The organism is Vibrio sp. MarTm2, assembly GCF_027587055.1.
Taxonomy (GTDB): Bacteria; Pseudomonadota; Gammaproteobacteria; order Enterobacterales; family Vibrionaceae; genus Vibrio; species Vibrio sinaloensis_D.
In genome coordinates, this window is the sequence record NZ_JAPPTK010000007.1 from 169,520 (window position 1) to 191,544 (window position 22,025).

Here is a 22,025-nt window from a genome sequence, read left to right on the forward strand (position 1 = left end):
CTCCTTTCATTACAACCTAATAGAAAAGCATTAACTGGATTCGTGCCTCGGATTCATTAATGCTTTTCCACCTTGAGGGATAATCGTTTTTCCTTCCTTGAATTACACTACACTTAATTGATAAGTAAGTGCCTGTGATGCCCGTCACGTAAAGGTTCAACCTAATTCTAATCGAGTGAATACTCGACACTATAAACAGGAAGGAATTGCGAATGTCTTCTGCATTTTACCAACAGATTCAGCAGCAAATTGAAGAAGTGAAGGCGGAAGGCCTTTACAAAGCAGAGCGTATCATCACGTCTCAACAGCAAGCGGCTGTTAAAATCTCTACTGGTGAAGAAGTACTAAACTTCTGTGCGAACAACTACCTTGGTCTTGCTAACCACCCAGCACTTATCGAAGCGGGTAAAGCAGGCATGGACGAGCACGGTTTTGGTATGGCTTCAGTACGTTTCATCTGTGGTACTCAAGACATCCACAAAGAGCTTGAGCAGAAGCTTTCTAAGTTCTTGGGTAAAGAAGACACGATTCTTTACACATCATGTTTCGACGCAAACGCGGGCCTATTTGAAACTATTCTAGGCAAAGAAGACGCAATCATCTCTGACGCGCTAAACCACGCGTCAATCATCGATGGTGTTCGTCTATGTAAAGCGATGCGTTTCCGTTACTCAAACAACAATATGGAAGAGCTAGAGCAACAACTGATCGCAGCGAAAGAAGCAGGCGCACGCCACATTCTTATCGTAACGGACGGTGTGTTCTCAATGGACGGCGTAGTAGCAAACCTTCCAGCTATCTGTGACCTAGCAGAGAAGTACGGCGCATTGACTATGGTTGATGACTCTCACGCTGTTGGCTTCATGGGTAAAACAGGTGCAGGTACGCACGAACACCACAACGTGGTTGACCGTATCGACATCATTACTGGTACGCTAGGTAAAGCAATGGGCGGCGCTTCAGGCGGTTACACATCTGGTAAAGCGGAAGTGATTGACTGGCTACGTCAGCGTTCTCGTCCATACCTATTCTCTAACTCTGTTGCACCAGCAATCGTAAGCGCTTCTATCCGCGTTCTAGACCTACTAGAAGAGAGCGGTGACCTACGTGACCGCCTATGGGAAAACGCAGCACACTTCCGTACTCGCATGGAAGACGCAGGCTTCACAATGGGTGGTGCTGATCACGCGATCATTCCAATCATGCTTGGCGACGCAAAAGTCGCAGCAGAATTTGCAGAGCGCGCTCTAGAGAAAGGCATTTACGTAATCGGTTTCTCATTCCCTGTGGTACCAAAAGGTCAAGCGCGTATCCGTACTCAAATGTCTGCAGCGCACTCTCGTGAGCAACTAGACCGTGCAATCGATGCGTTTATCCAAGTTGGTAAGGACATGGGCATCATCTAAGTCTGACTCAAGTCGAATCTAGATAACCACTATTTTTGATTCTCGCCCGAATGCTGGGCGAGATGAATTAGGTAACAATATGAAAATCAAAGCTCTTTCTAAGCTAAAGCCTGAAGAAGGCATCTGGATGACCGAGGTTGATAAACCTGAAGTTGGCCATAACGACATTCTGATCAAAATTAAGAAAACCGCTATCTGTGGTACAGATGTACACATCTACAACTGGGACGAATGGTCACAAAAGACCATTCCAGTACCTATGGTTGTTGGTCACGAGTACGTGGGCGAGGTGGTTGAAATTGGTCAGGAAGTGCGTGGCTTTGAAATCGGTGACCGCGTATCTGGCGAAGGTCACATCACGTGTGGTCACTGTCGTAACTGTCGTGGCGGCCGTACTCACCTATGTCGTAACACGATTGGTGTGGGCGTTAACCGCGAAGGTGCATTCGCAGAATACCTAGTGATTCCAGCGTTCAACGCGTTCAAGATCCCTGAAGGTATCTCTGACGATCTAGCGTCTATCTTTGACCCGTTTGGTAACGCAGTACATACAGCGCTTTCTTTCGATCTAGTAGGCGAAGATGTGCTTATCACAGGTGCAGGCCCAATCGGTATCATGGCTGCAGCAGTAGCGAAGCACGTTGGTGCTCGCCACGTAGTGATCACAGACGTAAACGAATATCGCTTAGACCTTGCTCGCAAGATGGGCGTAACGCGCGCAGTAAACGTTGCTGAAGAGAAGCTAGAAGATGTTATGGCTGAGTTAGGCATGACAGAAGGCTTTGATGTGGGTCTTGAAATGTCAGGTGTTCAAGCGGCTTTCAGCTCTATGCTTGCAACAATGAACCACGGCGGCCGCATTGCGCTGCTAGGTATTCCACCATCAGACATGGGTATCGACTGGAACCAAGTTATCTTCAAAGGCTTGGTGATCAAAGGTATCTACGGACGCGAAATGTTCGAGACGTGGTACAAGATGGCTAGCTTGATCCAATCAGGCTTAGATCTAACGCCAATCATCACTCATCACTACAAGATTGATGACTTCCAAAAAGGCTTTGACGCTATGCGTAGCGGGCTTTCTGGCAAAGTTATCCTTGATTGGGAGTAGGGGGTTCGACTCTGGTCCTCAGGAGGGGGTGAGACTCCAAAATTGGCTTAGTACTCGTTAAAAAGGCAGTCAAAGCCCTATTTGACCTTACAAAACGTCCCAAAATGAAAACAAAACGTCCCTATAGATTCTTGGGACGTTTTTGACTCTAACTCAATGATAATTATAGCTTAATGGCCATAGAACTTGGCGGTGATGGAGCATGTTTGCTTCATGTTTTCTTAGTTATCATTGTCCACCTCGTTAGTGATTGTACTCACTTAACGCAGCGTCCAAAACTGATTGTTCGGATCAGGTACCACTTGTGATGGTTAGAAAAGTCGTGAAGTAGCTAAAGCGAATTTATATTCTAACTAGAGATTGATAATCCATTGGTGTGACACTGACCAACTTTTTAAATTCTCGTTGGAAGTGAGCTTGATCGCTGAATCCCAAATCAAATGCAAGCTCAGACAGCGGTGCGTGATTACTGTGGCTGATCTTATACACTGCTGACTGACAGCGAATCGCGCGGCTGAACGCTTTTGGCGTCAGGCCAGTATCATTACGAAAGGTGCGTTGCAAAGTTCTGGCAGAGTAACCCGTTTCGTTGACTAAATCCTGTATCTGAATATTGCCGCTTGCTTTGGTGACTCTTGCGATCACTTCCATAGTCAAATGAGAGCAAGTTCGGCTATCAAATTGACTGACAAAATCATTTACCGCGCGCGCTTTGCCTAAGAAATCATCCGCTTTGCAGACCTGCTCAAGAATCCTCTCGGCACCATAAACTAAATCACCTAAATCCAATCGGTTCGAAATTACTTCTTCTACGTCTAAGTTAAGCAAGTCCGGTATCACGCCCGGCCGAAAACGCACGCCGAAGTAATAGTGATCCTGCGTAAAATCCGCTTTTTTCGCTTCAAGGGGCGTACCACAAATGTAGGCTTTTGGATTATCGGGATTACAGTCGAAGAGGAGGTCGATGCATCCATCTGGAATTGCAATAGAGGAATCTGTACCGCTGCTCGCGTCAAACGAGTAGAAGTGAGAAGTGCATGCACTCTCAGGTGTCAATAACGTATTAAAACGCTTCGCCCCAAGCACAAACCAAGGCTGGACTGAGTGCAGGGAGGCAATTTTAAACTCGAGATTCGCATCAGGCATACTTTTCTACTCATTAAACATCAGAGTATCAAAGTCCCATCTTGTTAATTGTATGTAAATTTATATTGTTAATATGTTAATCATTTTTGTGACCTAGCCCATGACTTGTGTCGCAAAAATTCAATATCGCTGCGTGTCTTCACTCTAGTATCAGTTTTAACAGATAAATCACTCAGTTGATTGTGAGTGTTTAAATAGGCTTTCACGATCATCGGAGACTAATACAGGGAAGTAGGAACACGTATGTCTAGCAATACAAAAATTGATTTTATCTACCTATCTGAACCAGACATGATCAAAGCCGGTGTAACGGATATGGCAGCATGTGTGGACACGATGGAAGAGATGTTCGCACTGTTGCACCAAGGTGATTACCGCATGGCGGGACCAAATAATGATTCTCATGGTGCGATGATTACGTTTCCAGAAGAGTCACCTATCCCAACGATGCCAAAGCCGACCGCAGACCGCCGTTTGATGGCGATGCCAGCATATTTAGGCGGCGATTTTGGTACGTGTGGCGTGAAATGGTACGGCTCGAACATTGCCAACCGCGAGAAAGATCTTCCGCGTTCCATCCTAATGTTCATTCTCAACGATATTGAAACCAGTGCACCACTCGCGATTATGTCGGCAAACTTGCTTTCAGCTTACCGTACAGGAGCGATTCCTGGCGTGGGCGCTCGCTACCTTGCTCGTAAAGATTCCAAAGTGATTGGTCTGCTTGGCCCTGGCGTAATGGGCAAAACTTCAGTAGCTGCCTTTATGGCCGCATGCCCAGATATCGACACAATCAAAATCAAAGGTCGCGGCAAGAAAAGCCTAGACAGCTTCTTAACTTGGGTATCGGCGACGTTCCCACAAATCACCAATGTGGAAGTTGTCGAGAGCGTTGAAGACGTCGTGCGCGGCTCAGACATCGTGACTTACTGCAACTCGGGTGAAACGGGCGATCCAAGCCTTTACCCAGAAGTGAAGCGTGAGTGGGTCAAACCGGGCGCGTTTTTGGCAATGCCTGCAAGTTGCCGCTTAGATACGGGCATGGAGCAGGGCGATGTACGTAAAGTGCTTGATAATACTGGCCTTTACCAAGCGTGGTACGAGGAAGTGCCAAAACCAGCACACAACATTATCCCACTCGTTGGTGTTCGTTTTATGGACATGATCGAAGAAGGCAAGTTGACCATTGATGACTTAGAAGACCTTGGTTCGATTGTCGCGGGTGAGACGCCAAAGCGCCAAAGTGAAGACGAAATCATCATTCTTTCTGTTGGTGGCATGCCAGTAGAAGACGTTGCGTGGGCAACCAAGATTTATCGCAACGCCGTCGAGAAAGGTATTGGCGTCAACCTTAATCTTTGGAATCAACCAGAACTCAAATAACAACGCAGAACACTAGGTTAGTCATTTAAAAGGAAGTCTCCATGACACGTATCGTAAAGGTAAAAACCGGCTCAAAACTGGAAGAAATCGCAAGCTACTCACGCGTAGTTGCGGTAGATAACTGGATTTTTGTTTCAAACACCGCTGGCCGTAACCCTGAAACGGGTGAAATGCCAAAAGACGTATTTGAGCAAACAGAGCAAGTGTTTACCAATATTGAAGTCGCTTTGGCGTCAGTTGATGCAAGCCTGAAAGATGTCATCACGTCGAAAGTCTTTATTCAAAATCCAGACTACGTCCCGGCTGTAATGGAGTTTGTGGGCACTAAGTTTCGTGGTGTGAACCCAACCACCACGGTCACTTGTCCTCCGCTTGGCTCAACTATTTATGAAGTCGAAATTGAAGTGACGGCTTATCGCGGCGCATCACAGGCAGACGTAGAGGAAATCGTGCTTTCAAGATAGAGGCGGCTAAGGGCGCCGTATCAAGATGAGCGAGAGGTTAGGATGACAAAAAATATCATACGACTGGAAACATCAAACGTTTTGCCGAAATCCACCGGAGTAGTGATTATCGGCGGTGGCATTGTCGGCGCGAGTGCTGCGCTGACATTAGCCGAAAACAACGTCCCTGTAGTTTTGATCGAGAAAGGTTATGTAGCGGGTGAGCAGTCATCACGAAACCTTGGTTGGATCCGCAAAACCAGCCGACACAAAGAAGACGTTCCTTTGGCGCTAGCAGCAGACCGTTTGTGGGCTGGTATGAGTCAAAGAGTTGGGCATGACCTTGGCTACAAGCAAGCAGGGATTATGTTCCTTGCTGATACCGAACAACAAATGGACATTTACCAAGACTGGTTGAACTCAGTGGATTCGTTGGACCTCGACTCCAAACTGCTCAGCAGCGACAAGGTTAACGCCATGGTTGGTAACAGCAATAAGTCATGGAAAGGGGCGATTTATACTCCTTCAGACGGACGTGCTGAGCCGTGTATCGCAACAGTAAAAATCCTAGAAAAAGCAGTGGAACTGGGCGCGCAGGTAGTGCAGCACTGCGCAGTCCGAACGCTTGCTATGTCGGGTGGCCGTGTAAGCGGCGTAGTCACAGAGCAAGGTGAAATCAGCTGCGAGCAGGTGTTGTTAGCGGGTGGCGCGTGGTCAAGACGCTTCTTGGGTAACTTGAGTGTCTCGTTGCCAACCCTACCACTGATTTGCTCGGTGATTAGAACCAAGCCAATGGATGGCCCGACTGATATTGCAGTTGGTGCGTCAAACTTCTCGTTTCGTAAGCATCACAATGGTGGTTTTGTGATCACGCAGCGCGGCGCGTTAGATGCACCTGTGTGCCTTGACCATCTGTTGATTGGCCACCGTTATCTTGAACAGCTTAAACACCAGCGTAGCTTTCTACGAATCAAACTCGGCAAGCACTCCGTCGATGATTTAAGAATGCCACGCAGTTGGAAGCCGAGCAGCGATACGCCGTTTGAAAAGGTGAGAACGCTCAATCCAAATCACAACCAGAACCTTATCAACGAAGCGATGACCAATTTACGCCAAGCCTATCCCGTGTTTGAACAAGCCGAGATCGACGAAACGTGGGCAGGGCTGATTGATGTAACGCCAGACTCGAATCCAGTGATCGACCATGTCGCGGCAATACCGGGTTTAATTCTGGCAACAGGCTTTTCTGGACACGGGTTTGGCACTGGACCGGCTGCGGGACATTTAGCAGCAGATTTAATCACGGGTAACGATCCGATTATTGATCCGTCCCCTTATCGATTTAGTCGCTTGTAAGAGTAGTTTTCGGGTTTGGAAAGCTCCTTAATCAGATAGGTAGGAATTGGCTATGGCAGTAGATATTGAAGCAATTGTGTATGCATCGGATGCAAATAAAGGCAGCCGCAAAGTGTTTGAAGCCGCGATTAACCAAGCGGTAAAGCATCAATCAAAAATTATCTATGTGCATGCGGTGAATAAGGCAGACGTGATTACGCCGGATATCTCTTATTCCTACCTGCCGAGCGACATCGATAAGCTGCATTCCGCTCAACACAGAAACGAGCTAATCGAAAAGCTTAAAACACGAATCCATCGATACATAAAGGAAAAGCTGACCGATCTGGATATTCAGGTTCAGTTTTCGATATGTGTTCAATTCGGTAATCCAGAGGAGGTGATTATCAACACGGCAAAGCAGTTTAATGCCGGACTGATTGTTATGGGCAATAGAAAATCCAGTGAATTGTCCAGAGTGTTTCTTGGTTCTACAGCCAACAAAGTACTGCAGAAAAGCGAAGTACCCGTATTGATAGTACCAATAGCGAAAAAATAGAAATGCTGGGCATCACCAGCTTCAGAGTACAAAAGGAATTATGATGAAAAGGACTAAACTGATTACTGCAATCGCACTTGCATCGATTTTGGCACCACTCACAAGTGTTGCCGCAGACTACCCTAATCGCCCAGTAAAATACGTTGTGCCGTGGCCTCCGGGTGATTTGGAAGACGTGCTGACTCGCCTAATCGCAGAAGAGATGGCGAAAGAAACGGGCAAGCCAGCCACAGTCGTTAACAAACCTGGTGGCGCCGGAATTATTGGTGCAGCAGAGGTTTCACGCGCGCGCCCAGATGGTCTGACGATCGGCTCGTTCGTTGCCGACATCCTCACTACGCACATTCTTTCTGGCAACGCACCGTTTGACCAAACAACATTCGAGCCTATCGGGATCTTCCTAGATTATCCGTTTGTGATTGCTGCAAAAGCAGATGCGCCATACAACAACCTAAAAGAGCTAGCCGATTACTCACAAAGTAATAATGTTTCTCTGGCTCACTTTGGTTACCAAGCGCTGCCAACCGCGATCACGTTTAAAGCGGCTGACCAAGCCGGGATTACGTTCTCGTCAAATGCACCGTTTGATGCGATCAACTGTTCGACCTTAGCTAACGGCGATGCGGATGTGGTCAATACCGTTACGCAAACCATCCTCTCTTGTTTGAAATCTGGTGACGTGAAAATCATCGCTTCGATTACGCACGAACGTTTAAGCATCAGCCCAGATGTGCCAACGCTTAAAGAGCAAACTGGCGTAGCACAAACAACGTGGAACGGCCTGTTTGTGAAGAAAGGAACACCTGACAACGTCAAACAAGTGATTGCAGATATCGCTCAAAAAGCGCTTAAGACCGACAAAGTGACGGCGATCAGCCAAAACACCGGTGCCAACGTTTTTTGGATGGGTGGCAAAGAAGCACAGCAAGTGATTGATAACGACTTTGCCAGTGCCAAAGAACTGCTGAACTACATGAAATAAGTCCTTTGGGTGAGTAAACATATCTGGTTCATTTACTCACCCTTTTTTCAGGGAGTTGAACGCATATGACGATTGAAATCAACGAAGTGATTCTGGAGCAAGAGGACAAAGCAGGTCTTGCGACAGAGAGTCTCCCATCAAACTACTATTTTTACTTGCTTTCCTTTATTGGCTCGGTGGTACTGATATTACTTCAACCTAGTCAGGCAAAAGAGGTGCAAAACGCGCACGGTTGGTTCTCTCAGCCTTACGTCGCACCACTACTAGGCCTAAGTATCATCGCTCTGTTTAGTGGCATTTACCTGTTGGTGAATACGATTAAGTACTATCACTGCTTGAGAAGCATTAACCCTATCGAACTGACCTTTAGTGCCGTTAGCCGGTATCGAACGGCGGTGATCATCAGCGGTTTCTTTTTCCTCTACATCTTCAGTTTGTCGGTGATTGGTTTCGCGCTATCCAGTTTTATCTTGGTGCTGACCATGCTTTGGATAAGCAACCTATTCACTCGCTTTTGGGTGATTACTTCTTTTGTCTCCATCGCCATCATCGTATTGGTGTTTAGAGTCGCGATTGCGTTGTGGCTGCCGGATGTGTGGCTGTTCTCGTTCCTTCCCGACCAAATGGCTGACTTTGCCAATATGTATTTGTAGTAATTGGATGTTGTATCGATATGGACACTATTTTTCTCGGAATCAATGAAATACTCACCATGCAAGTCGTACTCGCCATTGTGTTCGGGGCGATTCTTGGTGTGTCGATTGGCTCTATCCCAGGGCTGGAACCCGCAGGCGTAATGGCGATTTTGCTGCCAATGACGTTTAACTTTGACCCGTTGCCAGCGGTCACTTTACTGCTCGGGGTATATGGCGGCGCTTGGTATGGCGGCGCGATCCCCGCAATATTAATGAATACTCCCGGCACGCCCGTTGCCGTGCTGACAACTTACGACGGTTACCCGATGACGCAAAAAGGCGAGGGTAAGCGAGCGCTGTCTATCGCGTACTCATCGTCTTTCTTCGGTGGCATGGTCAGTGTGCTGTCTCTCGTTCTTTTGGCGCCTCTTCTATCACAAATCGCGATGCACTTTGGCTCGGCCGAGTTTGCCATGTTAGCCGCGCTTGGGATGATCTTTGTGGTTATGGCGCACTATAAACAAGCGTTTGCTGCGGCGATGATGCTTGGTCTAGGAATCTTTCTCGGTACGATCGGCATTGACCGCTCATACAACACCATGACGTATACCTTTAACCAAGAGTGGCTGTTCGGTGGTGTGCCACTGGTGCCAACGGTGATTGGTCTCTTTGCGATGTCTCAAGCGTTTGTTTTGCTATCGCAGAAAGGCAACGACTCGCAAGTCACGACTTATGAAGGCAAAGGGCGCTTCTCTGGAATACTGGTGGTGATCAAGCATAAATGGACGGCAGTTCGTTCAGCAATTTTAGGTGTCATCATGGGATTGCTACCGGGTGTGGGTGAGTTTGGTTCGCAGTTCTTCTCTTATACCTTGGCGCAGAAACTCTCTAAAAACCCAGATAAGTTTGGTCAAGGCGCAGAAGAAGGCTTGATTGCCTCTGAAACATCGAACAACGCGGTGACGGCTTCAGTGATGGTTCCGCTGTTGGCATTTGGTATTCCTGCCGATGCGTTGATGGCTATGCTGCTGTCTGTGTTTATGGTGCACAACTACACGCCGGGTCCAACCTTATTTGCTGAGCGACCAGAGTTCATTTCTGGCTTATACATCTCGCTGTTTTTAATCAATATCGTCGCATTCATTTACCTGACTTTCAGCAGTAAATGGATTGCCAACCTAACGCGCATTCGCGGACGCTTTATCGGTGCGCTGATACTGGTACTCGGTTTTATCGGCAGTTACAGCCAAAACTACCAATTCTCTGATGCGCTTATCGCACTTGGTTTTGCGGTGTTTGGTTACATTCTTAAACGCGAGCAGATACCAGCTGTGCCAATCATCTTAGGTCTCGTACTTGGTCCGGTGTTTCTTGCGCGTACCAAGCAAGCTCTCGGAGTATCAAACGGTGACTTCTCAATCTTTTGGGACAGACCAATCAGCCTAGCTTTGCTGAGCATGATCGTCATTTCAATTGGCATCTTTGTTTACAGCATGGTTAGAGATAATCAAACAAAAACACAATAACGAACGTCGAAACGAAAGGAACTCACAATGAACCAATTTGGAATGACTATTGATGGTCAAACTGTACAAGGTGAAATGCCATCAAGTATCGTACTTAACCCTGCAAACGAGCAAGAGGCGTTTACCGCGCCAGTGGCGTCAATTGCGCAGCTGAATAGAGCGGTTGAGAGCGCAAAAGCGGCGTACCCGCAATGGAGTGCACTGTCTCAAGCTGAGCGTGATGGATACATCAACAAAATCGCTGATGTGATTGAACAAAACGCTGGAGAGTTGGCTGAGATTATCGTGAAAGAGCAAGGTAAACCGACACAACTTGCACAGATGGAAGTGGGCGGTGCGGTGGCTTGGACAAGGCACACTGCGAGCATTGAGATTCCGGTCGAAGTCTATGAAGACTCAGAAAACAAACGCATCGAAGGTCGCAGAAAGTCGATCGGTGTGGTAGGTTCGATTACGCCTTGGAACTGGCCTTTAATGATCGCTATCTGGCACATTATTCCAGCGCTGCGGATGGGTAACACAGTGGTACTAAAACCTTCAGAACTGACACCAGTCAATACGCTTAAGCTGGGTCAACTGCTGCAAAACGTACTACCTGCTGGTGTGCTAAATGTGGTCTCCGGCAGTGGCGATGTTGGCCGCGCAATGAGCGAGCATAAAGACATCAACAAGCTGGTATTCACTGGTTCGACGTTGACTGGTCAGAACATCATGCAGGCGGCGGCGACAAACTTAAAACGTTTAACGCTTGAGCTGGGTGGTAACGACGCGGGTATCGTGCTCCCGGGCGCGAATCTGGATGCGATTTCTGAAGGGTTATTCGCCACCGCGTTCATCAATATGGGTCAAACTTGCGCGGCATTAAAACGTCTTTATGTGCATGAATCTCAACATGACGAGCTGTGTCAAAAGCTGGCCGATATTGCCGAAAAACAAGTGGTGGGTGAAGGTAGCGCAGACGGCGTAACCTTTGGTCCAGTGCAAAACAGCCAACAGCTTGAGAAGGTGATCGCGCTGGTGGAAGAGGCAAAACAGCAAGGCGCGACAATTTACGCTGGTGGCGCGCGACTAGATAAGCCGGGCTACTTCTTCCCGCCAACGATTGTCGGCAACGCGCAAAGCGGAATGCAAGTGGTAGAGGAAGAGCAGTTTGGCCCTGTACTACCAGTGATTAAGTATTCAACAGTCGCGGATGCAGTAACGGCAGCGAACAGCGTCGAAGTGGGCTTAGGTGGCTCGGTTTGGGGGGATGTTGAGCAAGCGAGTGAGCTAGCCTCCAAGCTGGAATGTGGTTCGGTGTGGATCAACGGCCATGCGGAAGTATTGCCCCACGCGCCATTTGGCGGTTGTAAGATGTCTGGTTTTGGCGTTGAATTCGGTCTGGAAGGACTGCTCGAAAACAGCCTGCTGCAAGTCGTGAACATCAATAAATAACGCTCTTTTCTAAGCCCTACAAAAGCTAGATACCTCTTATCAGCTTTATCGCTGGCAAGGGGTATCGACAGTTCCTCTCAGCCTATTTTAATCCGTGAACCTCAATCGGCGGTCGATTTATTTTCACCTAACAGAGCCAGCCAGTGGGCGAGTCGACGAATTTTTGGCATCACGGTAAGGTTAAGAGCAAATGCGACAGGCCAAGCGACAAAGAACGAATCTCGCCACGCGCTCAACCAATGAAGATTTAGCCCGACTTTACTCAGCGATATAACCCCAGACATCATCAATGCCATAAACAGCGAGCCCAACATTGCTTGGATTAGAATCTCTTTTTTACTCATTTTTCCATCTCTAATTTGCTACGAAAAGTGCAAGTGATTGCCACAAGTGTCTATTCATTCCTGAGCGGCTTTTTTGCATTATTATCCCAGCTACAAAGCAAACAGATAAATAAAACGATAAGTCAGTACTCAACAAGAATAAGGAATTACTATGTCTCTACAACAGGATTTTCGCGACGCAATGTCTAAGCTTGCTGCAGCAGTGAATATTGTCACTACAGGCGGCGAAGCTGGCACTGTCGGTATTACTGCTACTGCGGTTTGTTCAGTCAGTGACTCACCTGCAACGGTTTTGGTCTGTGTTAACCGTAACAGCGCTTCTAACGCCATCTTCAAGCAAAACGGCAACATGTGTATCAATGTTTGTGCAAGCGAACACCAAGAAATGTCGATGCATTTCGCGGGTATGACGGGCCTTGCAATGGAAGAGCGTTTTGCCCTTGAAGGCTGGAAAAACAACACAGACCAAGTTCCAGTTTTACACGGCGCTCTCGCAACACTGGAAGGCAAAATAGCGTCTAGCCAGGAAGTTGGTACGCACACAGTGTTCTTTGTTGAGTTACACACTATCCATTCGAACAACAAAGACGGTTTGATTTACTTTGACCGTGAATTCAAGAATGTTGATGCTCGTGAAGTGGTTGCTGCTGTCGCGTAATCCTGAGGTGTTGAAATCAGAACCCATAAAAAACACCCACTGCTACGTGGGTGTTTTTATTTGGTTTGAATAGCGATCAGCTCGTTGAGTAGGTCCGACAACTGCTCATATTTGCTTTCGCCAAGCGCTTCTTTTAACGCAACGTATTGCTCCTCAATTTGAGGTCGAAGCTGTTCGACTAGGGCTGCAGCTTTGTCTGTCATATGAATGTAGAACTGACGGCCGTCATGGGCTGACTTTTGCTTGGTCACCAATCCTTGCTTCTCTAGACGGCTAATAATGCCGGTTAAGCTCGGGCTGAGAATGCATGTCTCTTTTGATAGGGTAGAGAAATCGATCGAACCCTTAGTATCTATCACTCTTAAAATGCGCCATTGCTGCTCTGTTAAGTCATTATCTGCCAGAACAGGGCGAAAGAAGTGCATTGCAATATCTCGCGCTTTAAGTAATTGAAGTGGTAGAGAATTTTCGTATTTAGTCACTTAACTAACCTTATTTTTACTTTTCTAACCAACATTGATGCCAACGTTGTTGGATAATACGACTCATCCCTGCGCATATGCTATTACAAGATATAACCTTGGTCTAATAGTAATGGCGTTCGTTTCCGAGTAATTAAACAAAAAAAGCTCTTTAACCAGTAAAGAGCTGTCTAACATCAATAAAGCATGTTTGGTAGGTACAGGGCGATAGCCGGCACCAGCACAATCAATGCTAATCGAACCATATCCGCTACCCAAAATGGCAAAACGCCTCTAAAGATGGTTGCGGTATTTATGTCTTTAATCAGCCCTGACAGAACGAATACGTTGAGTCCAACAGGCGGGGTTATCAAACTGATTTCGGTGACTACCACCACGATGATGCCAAACCAAATCGGGTCAAAACCAAGCTCGACAATGACAGGGTAGAAGATAGGTACTGTCAGCAACATCATCGACATGCTTTCAAATACACAACCCAAAATAATGTAGATAACCAGAATAAGGCCGAGTGCCATCATCGGGGTGACATTGGCGGTTTGAATTAGCTCAACCAACGCAGTTGGTAAACCCGCGCGGTTGACGAAGTTCGATAGGATCAGCGCAGAAATGACCACCGCGAATAGTGACGCCGAGGTTTTCGCCGTATCGATGAGGATTTCACGTAGTACAGCGTAATTTAACTTGCCACGTACACCTGCCAAAGCAAAAGCACCACATGCACCAATACCCGCCGCTTCGGTCGGAGTAAACGCACCGATGTAGATGCCGCCCATCACGATCACAAACAGCAGTAAGGTAGAGAAGATGCCTTTTAGCGCCAGCATACGGTCTTTCCAGCATACTCGTTCACCCGGAGGCGCACTTTCTGGTTTGCGTGACACCACCCACTGCACCGCAAGAAGGTAAAGTACAATACCGAGCAAACCCGGCAAGAAGCCTGCGGCAAACAGCTCGCGGATACTGGTTTCGGTCAATAGGCCATAAATCACCAACATCACGCTTGGCGGAATCAAAATCCCTAGCGTCCCCCCCGCCGCGATAGAAGCAGAAGCCAACCCGTCAGAGTAACCGTATTTACGCATTGGCGGCATGGCGACTTTTGACATGGTTGCCGAGGTCGCAAGGCTTGAGCCACAAATCGCAGAAAAGCCACCACACGCAAGGATAGTAGACATTGAAAGACCACCGCGGCGATGACCAACAAACGCATTACACGCTTTGTACAACTCGTTTGAGATACCCGCTTTGGTGACGAAGTTACCCATCAAAATAAATAGCGGAATCACGGACAGTCCGTAATCTTGGCCGGTGTCGATAATGCGTCTCGCCGCCATCGACATGGCAGCAGACCAGTTGTAATCGTTGATGTACCAAAAGCCGACAAAACCGATCACACCCATCGCAAATGCGAGAGGTAAACGCAGCAAAATCAGTGCAATCAGTACTGAAAAACCGATAATAGATTCGATCATTTAGGCCTCCTTGCCTTTAATGCTTACGTCTGACTCAGAGGATTTGCCAAATAGCATTTGCTTGGTGTAGTAACCCGCATTAAACAGGGTTAACGCACCGCCGACAAAGCCGGTAATTGAAATCAGGTAGGTGACATAACCCAGCGGTAGCTCAAGGATTTCTGTCACTTCTTCGTATTCAAGCGAGCGACTGGCTAACTTCCAGTTGGTTGCCGCGACCAAAATCAGCGAACAAGCACAGATAAGATTGATGATGATCTGACGTAAGCTGATCCATTTGCTTGGAAAGTAGTTATCCAGCAAATCGACGCAGATGTTCTCTTCCTGCCAAGAAACCAAAGGAAAAGCCATAAAGACCATAATCGCGAGCAAGACTTCAACCATTTCTGTTGACCCCAGAATGGGAGCATTCAGTAAGTTTCGAGACATTACATCCACAAACGTAACGACCATCATCAGGAACAAGCTCAAAGCAGCGAGGGAACCGAGCCCTCGCTCAATGGCTTTAGAAAGACTAAAACCAGACATCGCGTTACATTCCTTTCGCTAGCTGTTGGTTGAAGAACTGATACGCTTCTGGACCATTTACTTTGCGTTTTTCTGCAACCTTGTACCAATCTTCCACAAGAGGTTCACTGGCTTGTTTTAGTTGAGTGATCACCTCTGGCGTCGCTGGCGTAAAGGTATGGCCGCCTTGCAGCGCTTCTTGGTAAGCACTTTGGTCAGCGTCATCCCACATTTGACCAAATAGGCGAGACAGCTTTTCACCGGAAACCGAACGGATTGCTTCTTGGTCTTTCTTAGAAAGGTCAGCGAAGGTGTCACGGTTCATAATGATCGCAAAGCTGCCGCGGTACAGGCCTCCTGGAATCACCAATGTGTTGTCTGCCACTTCCGCCAAACGGAACGAACTCAACGCTTCAAACGGTAGATAAGCGCCTTCTACCACGCCTTGGGATAGTGATTCATAGACTTTATTGGTTGGAATAAACACTGGCGTCACTTTCATGTCTTTCGCCATGGTGGAGATCACCCCGCCACCGACGCGAATCTTCTTACCTTCAATGTCACTGAGCGCGACTACTGGCTCTTTAGTGATAAGTTGACCTGGTCCATGAACGCTCAAGCCCATCACTTCAACACCGCGGTGCTCACGACCTTTTTTCAGGTACTTCTCGTAAGTGCGCCAGTACGCCATAGACATCAGTTCAGAGCTGCTTCCTTCAGTGAAAGTCGGGATTTCTGGAAGTTGAGTCAGTTTGAAACGACCTGCTTTGTGGCCATGAAAAATCCAAGTCACTTCACCAATTCCATCGGTGACGACATCGACTTGTGTATGGGGAGGGGCGAGGTCGTATTCGATTTTCAGGGTCACTCGGCCTTCGGTGGCTTCCTCAATCCACTGACCCCAAGTCGGCCAAACAACTTTGTTGATGCCGTGGTTTGGTGATCCCCAAGTGCTGACTTTGATTACTTTTTCTGGTTCCGCATGTGCCGACATAGAGCTCATTAGCAAAAGTGCTGATGTCGCTATTGAAGCGATTTTATTTACTCGCATGACGCTAGTCCTTTTTCGTTCACGTTAGGTGGGTTTGCTCACTGAGTGAGTCATAATGATTTTTAATTAATATATTAACTAAACAGGGGAAAACACAAACCAGAATGTTAACGAAGTGTGGAAAATATACTTAATATGTTAATTGGATCAATTTATGGAAAATAATTTGCCCGCTTTGCTCATTTTCTTGTTCGAGATCGACCTATAACGGACAGCAAACCTCAAAAAACAGTGATTTAAATCACTCAAATAGTGAAACTGAAATCTATTTATTTCATTTATTAGTCCATAATTCACATTAACTTATTGATATAAAACAACTAAAAATTCCTCTGAGTGAAATTGGACAATAGTTAACATATTAAATAAAGTGTTTAACATGTTAATTAAGTTCATCGGCTAGTAGCACGGCATGCACATGCCAGAATGAGCAAGTAGCCATAAAAAATGTAGGTCGATACAGAAAAAAGGAATACAGAATGTTAACAAAGGAGCAGTTGCAAGACGCGGCTGAACGACTGTACTACGCAGAGAAACAGCGTGAACAAATCGTTGCGCTAACGCTGCAGTACCCAGAAATGACGATGGATGATGCTTATCAAATTCAGAGTGAATGGGTAGGGCGCAAGGTGAGCGAAGGTGCTCAGGTCAAAGGTTATAAAATCGGCTTAACGTCTCGTGCTATGCAAATGGCGGTCAATATTGATCAGCCTGATTACGGCGTACTGCTTGACGATATGTTCTTCCCTGATGGTGCGCAGATTAAAGCGGATGACTTCCTTGACCCACGTATTGAAGTGGAACTGGCGTTTGTCCTCAAAGATAAGTTAGAAGGTGACAATGTCACTATTTTCGATGTGCTTAACGCCACGGATTATGTTGTACCTGCATTAGAGCTTATTGCAGCGCGTTGCCATCGTACCGATCCGAACACGGGTTATACCCGCAAAGTCTACGACACCATCGCTGATAACGCGGCAAACGGTGGAATCATCTTAGGCGGTCGACCAATTAAACCAACGGAATTCGATTTACGTTGGGCAGGTGCGATGCTCTACCTCAATGGACAAATAGAAGAGACTGGCTTGGCGGCGGGAGTACTGGGCCATCCGGCTAACGGCATTTGTTGGGTATGTAAACGCTTTGCGCCACATGGTGTGTCTCTTGAACCGGGACAAGTGATTCTAGCGGGTTCATTCACTAGACCTGTCGCGGTTAAAGCAGGCGACACGATCCATGCTGACTTTGGTCCGCTCGGCGGCATTTCAGTGAAGTTTGTGTAGAGGTGGTTATGTTACCGATTAACCAATTTAAGCAGCAATTGCATCAGCCTCAGACTCTTTGGGGATTATGGATTGGTCTGCCAGACACCAGCTGCGCGGAAATCTGCGGTAGCGCGGGTTTTGACTGGGTGTTGATTGATGGTGAACACGCTTCTTTCGACTTAACCAGCATCAAACTGCATTTACAGGCGCTTGCACCACATTCGGCGTCACCGATTGTGCGTGCTGAAGAAGCGAATCCAACTTTGATCAAACGCCTACTAGATATTGGCGCGCAAACTTTGCTGTTGCCGATGATCAACACCAAACAACAGGCAGAGCAGGCGGTACGTGCGTCTTACTACCCGCCAATGGGTGAACGCGGTATTGGTGCAGCCTTGGCGCGTGCGTCTCAGTGGAATCGAATTCCGAATTACCTGCACCAAGCAAATGAACAAATCAGCGTGCTGCTGCAAGTCGAAACGCAGCAAGCGATCGACAACATTGAAGAGATCGCAGCGGTGGAAGGGGTAGACGGCATCTTTATTGGCCCGTCTGACTTATCCGGCTCAATGGGACATATCGGCAATCCCTCGCACCCTGAAGTGATCGCCGCGATTGACCACGCGATTGAAGTGATCCAAGCCCACGGTAAGGCAGTCGGCATTCTGAGCTTAGACCCAGCGCAAGCGCAGCAATACGCCAAACGTGGGGTGAAATTTATTGGCGCGGGTGTCGATACCTTGCTGCTTAGAGCTGGCGCAGAGTCACTCGCGCAGTCGCTGAAACAGCCGTTATGTGAATCGAACAAGCTCGTCGACAACGTTTATTAATTCGTAGAGTCAGAAACTAGAGAACAAATAATGAATACACAACTACAAGGAAAAGTGGTGTGCGTGGCGCTAAACGACGCTGAGCAACTGCAATCGATGCAGGCCACCTTTGAACAATCGCCATACAAAGCGTTACCGACTCAACCGGTACTCTACTTTAAACCGCACAACACGTGGAATCACACCCAACAACCGATCGCTTATCCAAAAGGCGACGAGTTGGTTATCGGTGCAAGTGTCGCACTGATTATCGGTGAGCGTTGCTGCCGCGTGAATGCTCAATCTACATTGGATTACGTCGCAGGAGTGGCTCTGCTCCATGACTTTTCTCTGCCAGAAACCAGCTACTACCGCCCGGATATTAAGGGTAAGTGCCTCGACAACTCGGCAACACTAAGCCAAGCGGTCATGGTGTCTGATATTGGTGATTTGTCACAACAAACAGTGACCACTTATATCAATGACAAGCAAGTGCAATCACTGCCGTTATCGCGCCTTGAACGTTCAGCAGAACAGTTAATTGAACTGATTTCACACATCATGACGCTAGAAAAAGGCGATGTGATCGCAATTGGTTTTGCAGGAGAAAGAACCAAGCTTTCACCGGGTGATGTGGTGCGCTCAGCGTTGGGTGAATCGGTAGAGTTGGAGAATCAAGTAAAAGGAGAGGCAGCATGAAACGCGCACGTATTGAATATTTGGGAGATGTGCTGTCCGTTACAATTGGCGATGGTGACAATGCGATAACCGCAGATGGTCGCACGATTCCGGCAGGTCAATTTACTTGGCTATCACCAATCGCAAACCCAGGCACCATCTTTGCCCTTGGTCTGAACTACGCGGATCATGCCTCTGAGCTGGCGTTTGAGCCACCAAAAGAGCCGCTTGTGTTCTTAAAAGGTGCCAATACGCTGACCGCGCATCAACAACCGTCATACCGCCCGAATGATATCGAATTTATGCACTATGAGTGTGAATTGGTCGCGGTTGTAGGGAAAGAAGCGCGCAACGTCAAACGTGAAGACGCGATGGATTACATTCAAGGCTTCACCATCTGTAATGACTACGCGATTCGCGATTACCTAGAAAACTACTACCGTCCAAATCTACGTGTGAAGAGCCGTGATTCTTTGTGCCCAATCGGCCCTTGGATTGTCGATTGCGACGACATCGAAGACGTGAACAACCTTGCGCTCACCACTCATGTAAACGGCGAGTTGACGCAGCAAGGTAACACTTCAGACATGATTTTCGATGTGCCGTTTTTGATTGAATACCTCAGCAGCTTTATGACGTTAAAACCGGGCGATTTGATTGCGACTGGTACACCAAAAGGTCTTAAAGACATCCAACCGGGTGATGTTGTGCGCTGCACCATCGAAGGTGTTGGCAGCCTCGAAAACCCAGTGTTATCGGAAGATGACTTTTACGCGCGCCGTACAGTAGAACAGTAAGGAAGTGACATGACTCAACAGCTTGAACAAAATTTAGCGACCGCGCAGAAATACCTTGCGCGTTTTCGTGACAACACACTTGGCCACTTTATTAATGGCGAGTGGACGTTAGGCTCAAAAGGCGAAACCTTCGATAACCTAACCCCAACGGACAATACTTCGTTGGGAAAAGTGGTAAAAGGAACTGCCGAAGATGTAGACGCGGCGTGCGAAGCCGCACAACAAGCATTTACTGCATGGGCTGAGATGTCTGGTGCGGAGCGCAAGAAGATCCTACATAAACTCGCAGACAAGATTGAGCAGCGTGCGGAAGAAATCGCGCTGGTTGAATCAATGGACTGTGGTCAGCCTTTGCGCTTTATGCGTCAGGCGGCGATTCGTGGCGCGGCGAATTTCCGTTTCTTTGCGGACAAATCACCTGAAGCGAAAAACGGTTTGTCACTGCATCAAGATACGCACACAAACTACACCATTCGTACGCCAATTGGCCCTGTCGGGGTGATCACGCCATGGAATACGCCATTCATGCTATCAACATGGAAGATTGCACCAGCACTGGCGGCGGGGTGTACCGTGGTTCACAAACCTGCTGAGTTCAGTCCATTAACCGCGGCGATTTTGGCTGAATGTGCCAAAGAAGCCGGTCTACCTGATGGCGTTTGGAACATGGTGAATGGCTTTGGTGAAGTTGCTGGTAAAACGCTGACAGAACACAAAGCGATCAAAGCGGTTGCGTTTGTCGGTGAAACCGTGACTGGTTCAATGATCCAAGCTCAAGGCGCACCAACACTGAAACGTGTGCACTTTGAACTTGGCGGTAAAAACCCAGTGATCGTATTTGATGATGCGGACTTTGAACGCGCGCTCGATGCAGTCGTATTCATGATCTACAGCCTCAACGGTCAACGTTGTACCAGCTCAAGCCGTCTGCTTATCCAAAACGGCATCAAACCGAAATTTATTGAAGCACTGAAACAGCGCGTTGAATCGTTGCAAGTTGGCCATCCATTAGAGCCAGAAACGGAAGTTGGTCCTCTCGTTCATCAATCCCATTACAACAAGGTAATGAGCTACATGACGGCGGCCGAAGAAGATGGCGCAACCATCGCAGTGGGTGGACGTAAGCTGCCAGAAAAAGGCGCAGGCAACTACCTGACTCCGACTCTATTTACTGACGCAGACAACACGATGCGAATCGCGCGTGAAGAGATCTTCGGTCCAGTACTGACGTGTATTGGTTTTGATAGCGAAGAAGAGGCGTTAGAGATCGCCAACGATACTGACTACGGCTTATCTGGTTATATCTGGACGTCAAACACCGGCCGCGCAATGCGCATGGCGACCAAAGTGGAAGCGGGCATGATCTGGGTGAACTCGGAAAACAACCGTAATCTACCGTCACCATTCGGTGGTGTGAAAATGTCCGGTATTGGTCGCGATGGCGGTGATTGGAGCTTCGATTTCTACATGGAAACCAAGAACGTTTGTATCGCTCATGACTTGCACCGCGTGCCAACGCTTGGCAAGTAAAACGAAGTAGAACCAAAAGCTTAGCTAATCTCGGGCTCTGATACAGAGCCCGAAAGGAGAACAAAGTGCCACATTTTATTATGGAGTATTCGCCAAACGTTGAAACGGATATCGATATTCCGGCTTTGATGCAGGCGATTCACCGCGAAGCGATTGACACCGGCGTGTTCCCGAAAGGCGGAATTCGTACGCGTGCAATCAAATGCGATTACTACTTGGTGGCTGACGAAGATCCGGAAAACCGCTTTATCCACCTCACCGCAAAGGTTGGTGTGGGGCGAGACATGGAAACCTTGAAAAATGCAGCCCAGCGAGTATTCGATGTGTATTGCGAGTTCTTGTCTGAAGCGTTTGAGAAGCACTACCTCAGCATTGGCTTTGAGATGGTCGAACTTCATCCGCAACTGAATTTTAAGAAGAACAATATTCACCAAAAGCTGGCGCAGCAGGCTTCTCAGTAGTTTTCAGG

General features: G+C 47.6%; 23 protein-coding genes. 17 read left to right on the forward strand and 6 right to left on the reverse strand.

Annotated elements, in window-relative coordinates; all coding sequences use genetic code 11:
* Positions 1-212 precede the first annotated feature (212 nt).
* Complete coding sequence (locus OH458_RS14780) at positions 213-1,406, forward strand: glycine C-acetyltransferase (RefSeq protein ID WP_269978873.1); 1,194 nt, start codon at positions 213-215, stop codon at positions 1,404-1,406.
* Between the two features lie 79 nt (positions 1,407-1,485).
* Positions 1,486-2,517: an L-threonine 3-dehydrogenase gene (gene tdh / locus OH458_RS14785; RefSeq protein ID WP_269978874.1), complete on the forward strand. Its 1,032-nt coding sequence runs from the start codon at positions 1,486-1,488 to the stop codon at positions 2,515-2,517.
* Positions 2,518-2,859: 342 nt separating this feature from the next.
* Here tdh and OH458_RS14790 read toward each other — a convergent pair whose 3' ends face one another.
* Complete coding sequence (locus tag OH458_RS14790) at positions 2,860-3,663, reverse strand: helix-turn-helix domain-containing protein (RefSeq protein WP_269978875.1); 804 nt, start codon at positions 3,661-3,663, stop codon at positions 2,860-2,862.
* A 243-nt stretch (positions 3,664-3,906) separates the two neighbouring features.
* Between OH458_RS14790 and OH458_RS14795 the strand changes: the two genes are divergently transcribed.
* From OH458_RS14795 to OH458_RS14830, 8 genes are all read left to right on the forward strand, one after another.
* On the forward strand, positions 3,907-5,046 hold the full coding sequence (locus tag OH458_RS14795; protein ID WP_269978876.1) for a tyramine oxidase subunit B: 1,140 nt from the start codon (positions 3,907-3,909) through the stop codon (positions 5,044-5,046).
* Positions 5,047-5,087: 41 nt separating this feature from the next.
* On the forward strand, positions 5,088-5,510 hold the full coding sequence (locus tag OH458_RS14800; protein WP_123772862.1) for a RidA family protein: 423 nt from the start codon (positions 5,088-5,090) through the stop codon (positions 5,508-5,510).
* Positions 5,511-5,552: 42 nt separating this feature from the next.
* Positions 5,553-6,845: an NAD(P)/FAD-dependent oxidoreductase gene (locus OH458_RS14805; protein ID WP_269978877.1), complete on the forward strand. Its 1,293-nt coding sequence runs from the start codon at positions 5,553-5,555 to the stop codon at positions 6,843-6,845.
* Between the two features lie 52 nt (positions 6,846-6,897).
* Positions 6,898-7,383: a universal stress protein gene (locus tag OH458_RS14810; protein WP_053407800.1), complete on the forward strand. Its 486-nt coding sequence runs from the start codon at positions 6,898-6,900 to the stop codon at positions 7,381-7,383.
* A gap of 40 nt (positions 7,384-7,423) precedes the next feature.
* Positions 7,424-8,365 carry a tripartite tricarboxylate transporter substrate binding protein gene (locus tag OH458_RS14815; protein ID WP_333482672.1) on the forward strand — a complete coding sequence of 314 codons (942 nt, stop codon included), beginning with the start codon at positions 7,424-7,426 and terminating at the stop codon, positions 8,363-8,365.
* A gap of 65 nt (positions 8,366-8,430) precedes the next feature.
* Positions 8,431-9,018 (forward strand): hypothetical protein, encoded by a 588-nt coding sequence (locus tag OH458_RS14820; protein WP_269978879.1) that lies wholly within the window; start codon positions 8,431-8,433, stop codon positions 9,016-9,018.
* A gap of 20 nt (positions 9,019-9,038) precedes the next feature.
* Complete coding sequence (locus OH458_RS14825; RefSeq protein WP_269978880.1) at positions 9,039-10,526, forward strand: tripartite tricarboxylate transporter permease; 1,488 nt, start codon at positions 9,039-9,041, stop codon at positions 10,524-10,526.
* Positions 10,527-10,553: 27 nt separating this feature from the next.
* Complete coding sequence (locus OH458_RS14830; RefSeq protein WP_269978881.1) at positions 10,554-11,960, forward strand: aldehyde dehydrogenase family protein; 1,407 nt, start codon at positions 10,554-10,556, stop codon at positions 11,958-11,960.
* A gap of 101 nt (positions 11,961-12,061) precedes the next feature.
* Here the strand turns inward: OH458_RS14830 and OH458_RS14835 are convergent, their stop codons facing one another.
* Positions 12,062-12,304 (reverse strand): DUF2798 domain-containing protein, encoded by a 243-nt coding sequence (locus OH458_RS14835; protein WP_269978882.1) that lies wholly within the window; start codon positions 12,302-12,304, stop codon positions 12,062-12,064.
* A gap of 151 nt (positions 12,305-12,455) precedes the next feature.
* Between OH458_RS14835 and hpaC the strand changes: the two genes are divergently transcribed.
* Positions 12,456-12,962 (forward strand): 4-hydroxyphenylacetate 3-monooxygenase, reductase component, encoded by a 507-nt coding sequence (gene hpaC, locus OH458_RS14840; protein ID WP_269978883.1) that lies wholly within the window; start codon positions 12,456-12,458, stop codon positions 12,960-12,962.
* Positions 12,963-13,018: 56 nt separating this feature from the next.
* On the opposite strand, the gene hpaR is transcribed toward hpaC, so the two are convergent.
* The 4 genes from hpaR to OH458_RS14860 form a co-directional block, all read right to left on the reverse strand.
* On the reverse strand, positions 13,019-13,444 hold the full coding sequence (gene hpaR / locus OH458_RS14845) for a homoprotocatechuate degradation operon regulator HpaR (RefSeq protein ID WP_039547335.1): 426 nt from the start codon (positions 13,442-13,444) through the stop codon (positions 13,019-13,021).
* A gap of 176 nt (positions 13,445-13,620) precedes the next feature.
* Positions 13,621-14,919 carry a TRAP transporter large permease gene (locus tag OH458_RS14850; protein ID WP_039547333.1) on the reverse strand — a complete coding sequence of 433 codons (1,299 nt, stop codon included), beginning with the start codon at positions 14,917-14,919 and terminating at the stop codon, positions 13,621-13,623.
* Positions 14,920-15,447: a TRAP transporter small permease gene (locus OH458_RS14855; protein ID WP_269978884.1), complete on the reverse strand. Its 528-nt coding sequence runs from the start codon at positions 15,445-15,447 to the stop codon at positions 14,920-14,922. It abuts the gene before it with no gap.
* A 4-nt stretch (positions 15,448-15,451) separates the two neighbouring features.
* Positions 15,452-16,477 (reverse strand): TRAP transporter substrate-binding protein, encoded by a 1,026-nt coding sequence (locus OH458_RS14860; RefSeq protein ID WP_269978885.1) that lies wholly within the window; start codon positions 16,475-16,477, stop codon positions 15,452-15,454.
* A gap of 479 nt (positions 16,478-16,956) precedes the next feature.
* Here OH458_RS14860 and hpaH point away from each other — a divergent pair, with 479 nt between their 5' ends.
* From hpaH to OH458_RS14890, 6 genes are all read left to right on the forward strand, one after another.
* The gene (gene hpaH / locus OH458_RS14865; RefSeq protein ID WP_269978886.1) at positions 16,957-17,760 is read left to right on the forward strand and encodes a 2-oxo-hept-4-ene-1,7-dioate hydratase; all 804 of its coding nucleotides are present in this window, start codon (positions 16,957-16,959) and stop codon (positions 17,758-17,760) included.
* Positions 17,761-17,768: 8 nt separating this feature from the next.
* A complete protein-coding gene (hpaI, locus tag OH458_RS14870; RefSeq protein WP_269978887.1) occupies positions 17,769-18,572 on the forward strand; it encodes a 4-hydroxy-2-oxoheptanedioate aldolase in 804 nt (267 codons plus the stop codon).
* Positions 18,573-18,602: 30 nt separating this feature from the next.
* The gene (locus OH458_RS14875; RefSeq protein WP_269978888.1) at positions 18,603-19,250 is read left to right on the forward strand and encodes a fumarylacetoacetate hydrolase family protein; all 648 of its coding nucleotides are present in this window, start codon (positions 18,603-18,605) and stop codon (positions 19,248-19,250) included.
* Positions 19,247-20,026, forward strand: a complete 780-nt coding sequence (locus OH458_RS14880) for a fumarylacetoacetate hydrolase family protein (protein WP_269978889.1) — start codon at positions 19,247-19,249, stop codon at positions 20,024-20,026. Before OH458_RS14875 ends, OH458_RS14880 begins: the two co-directional genes overlap by 4 nt.
* 9 nt (positions 20,027-20,035) lie before the next feature.
* Positions 20,036-21,556: a 5-carboxymethyl-2-hydroxymuconate semialdehyde dehydrogenase gene (hpaE, locus tag OH458_RS14885; protein WP_269978890.1), complete on the forward strand. Its 1,521-nt coding sequence runs from the start codon at positions 20,036-20,038 to the stop codon at positions 21,554-21,556.
* Positions 21,557-21,621: 65 nt separating this feature from the next.
* A complete protein-coding gene (locus tag OH458_RS14890) occupies positions 21,622-22,017 on the forward strand; it encodes a 5-carboxymethyl-2-hydroxymuconate Delta-isomerase (RefSeq protein WP_039547321.1) in 396 nt (131 codons plus the stop codon).
* Positions 22,018-22,025: the final 8 nt, after the last annotated feature.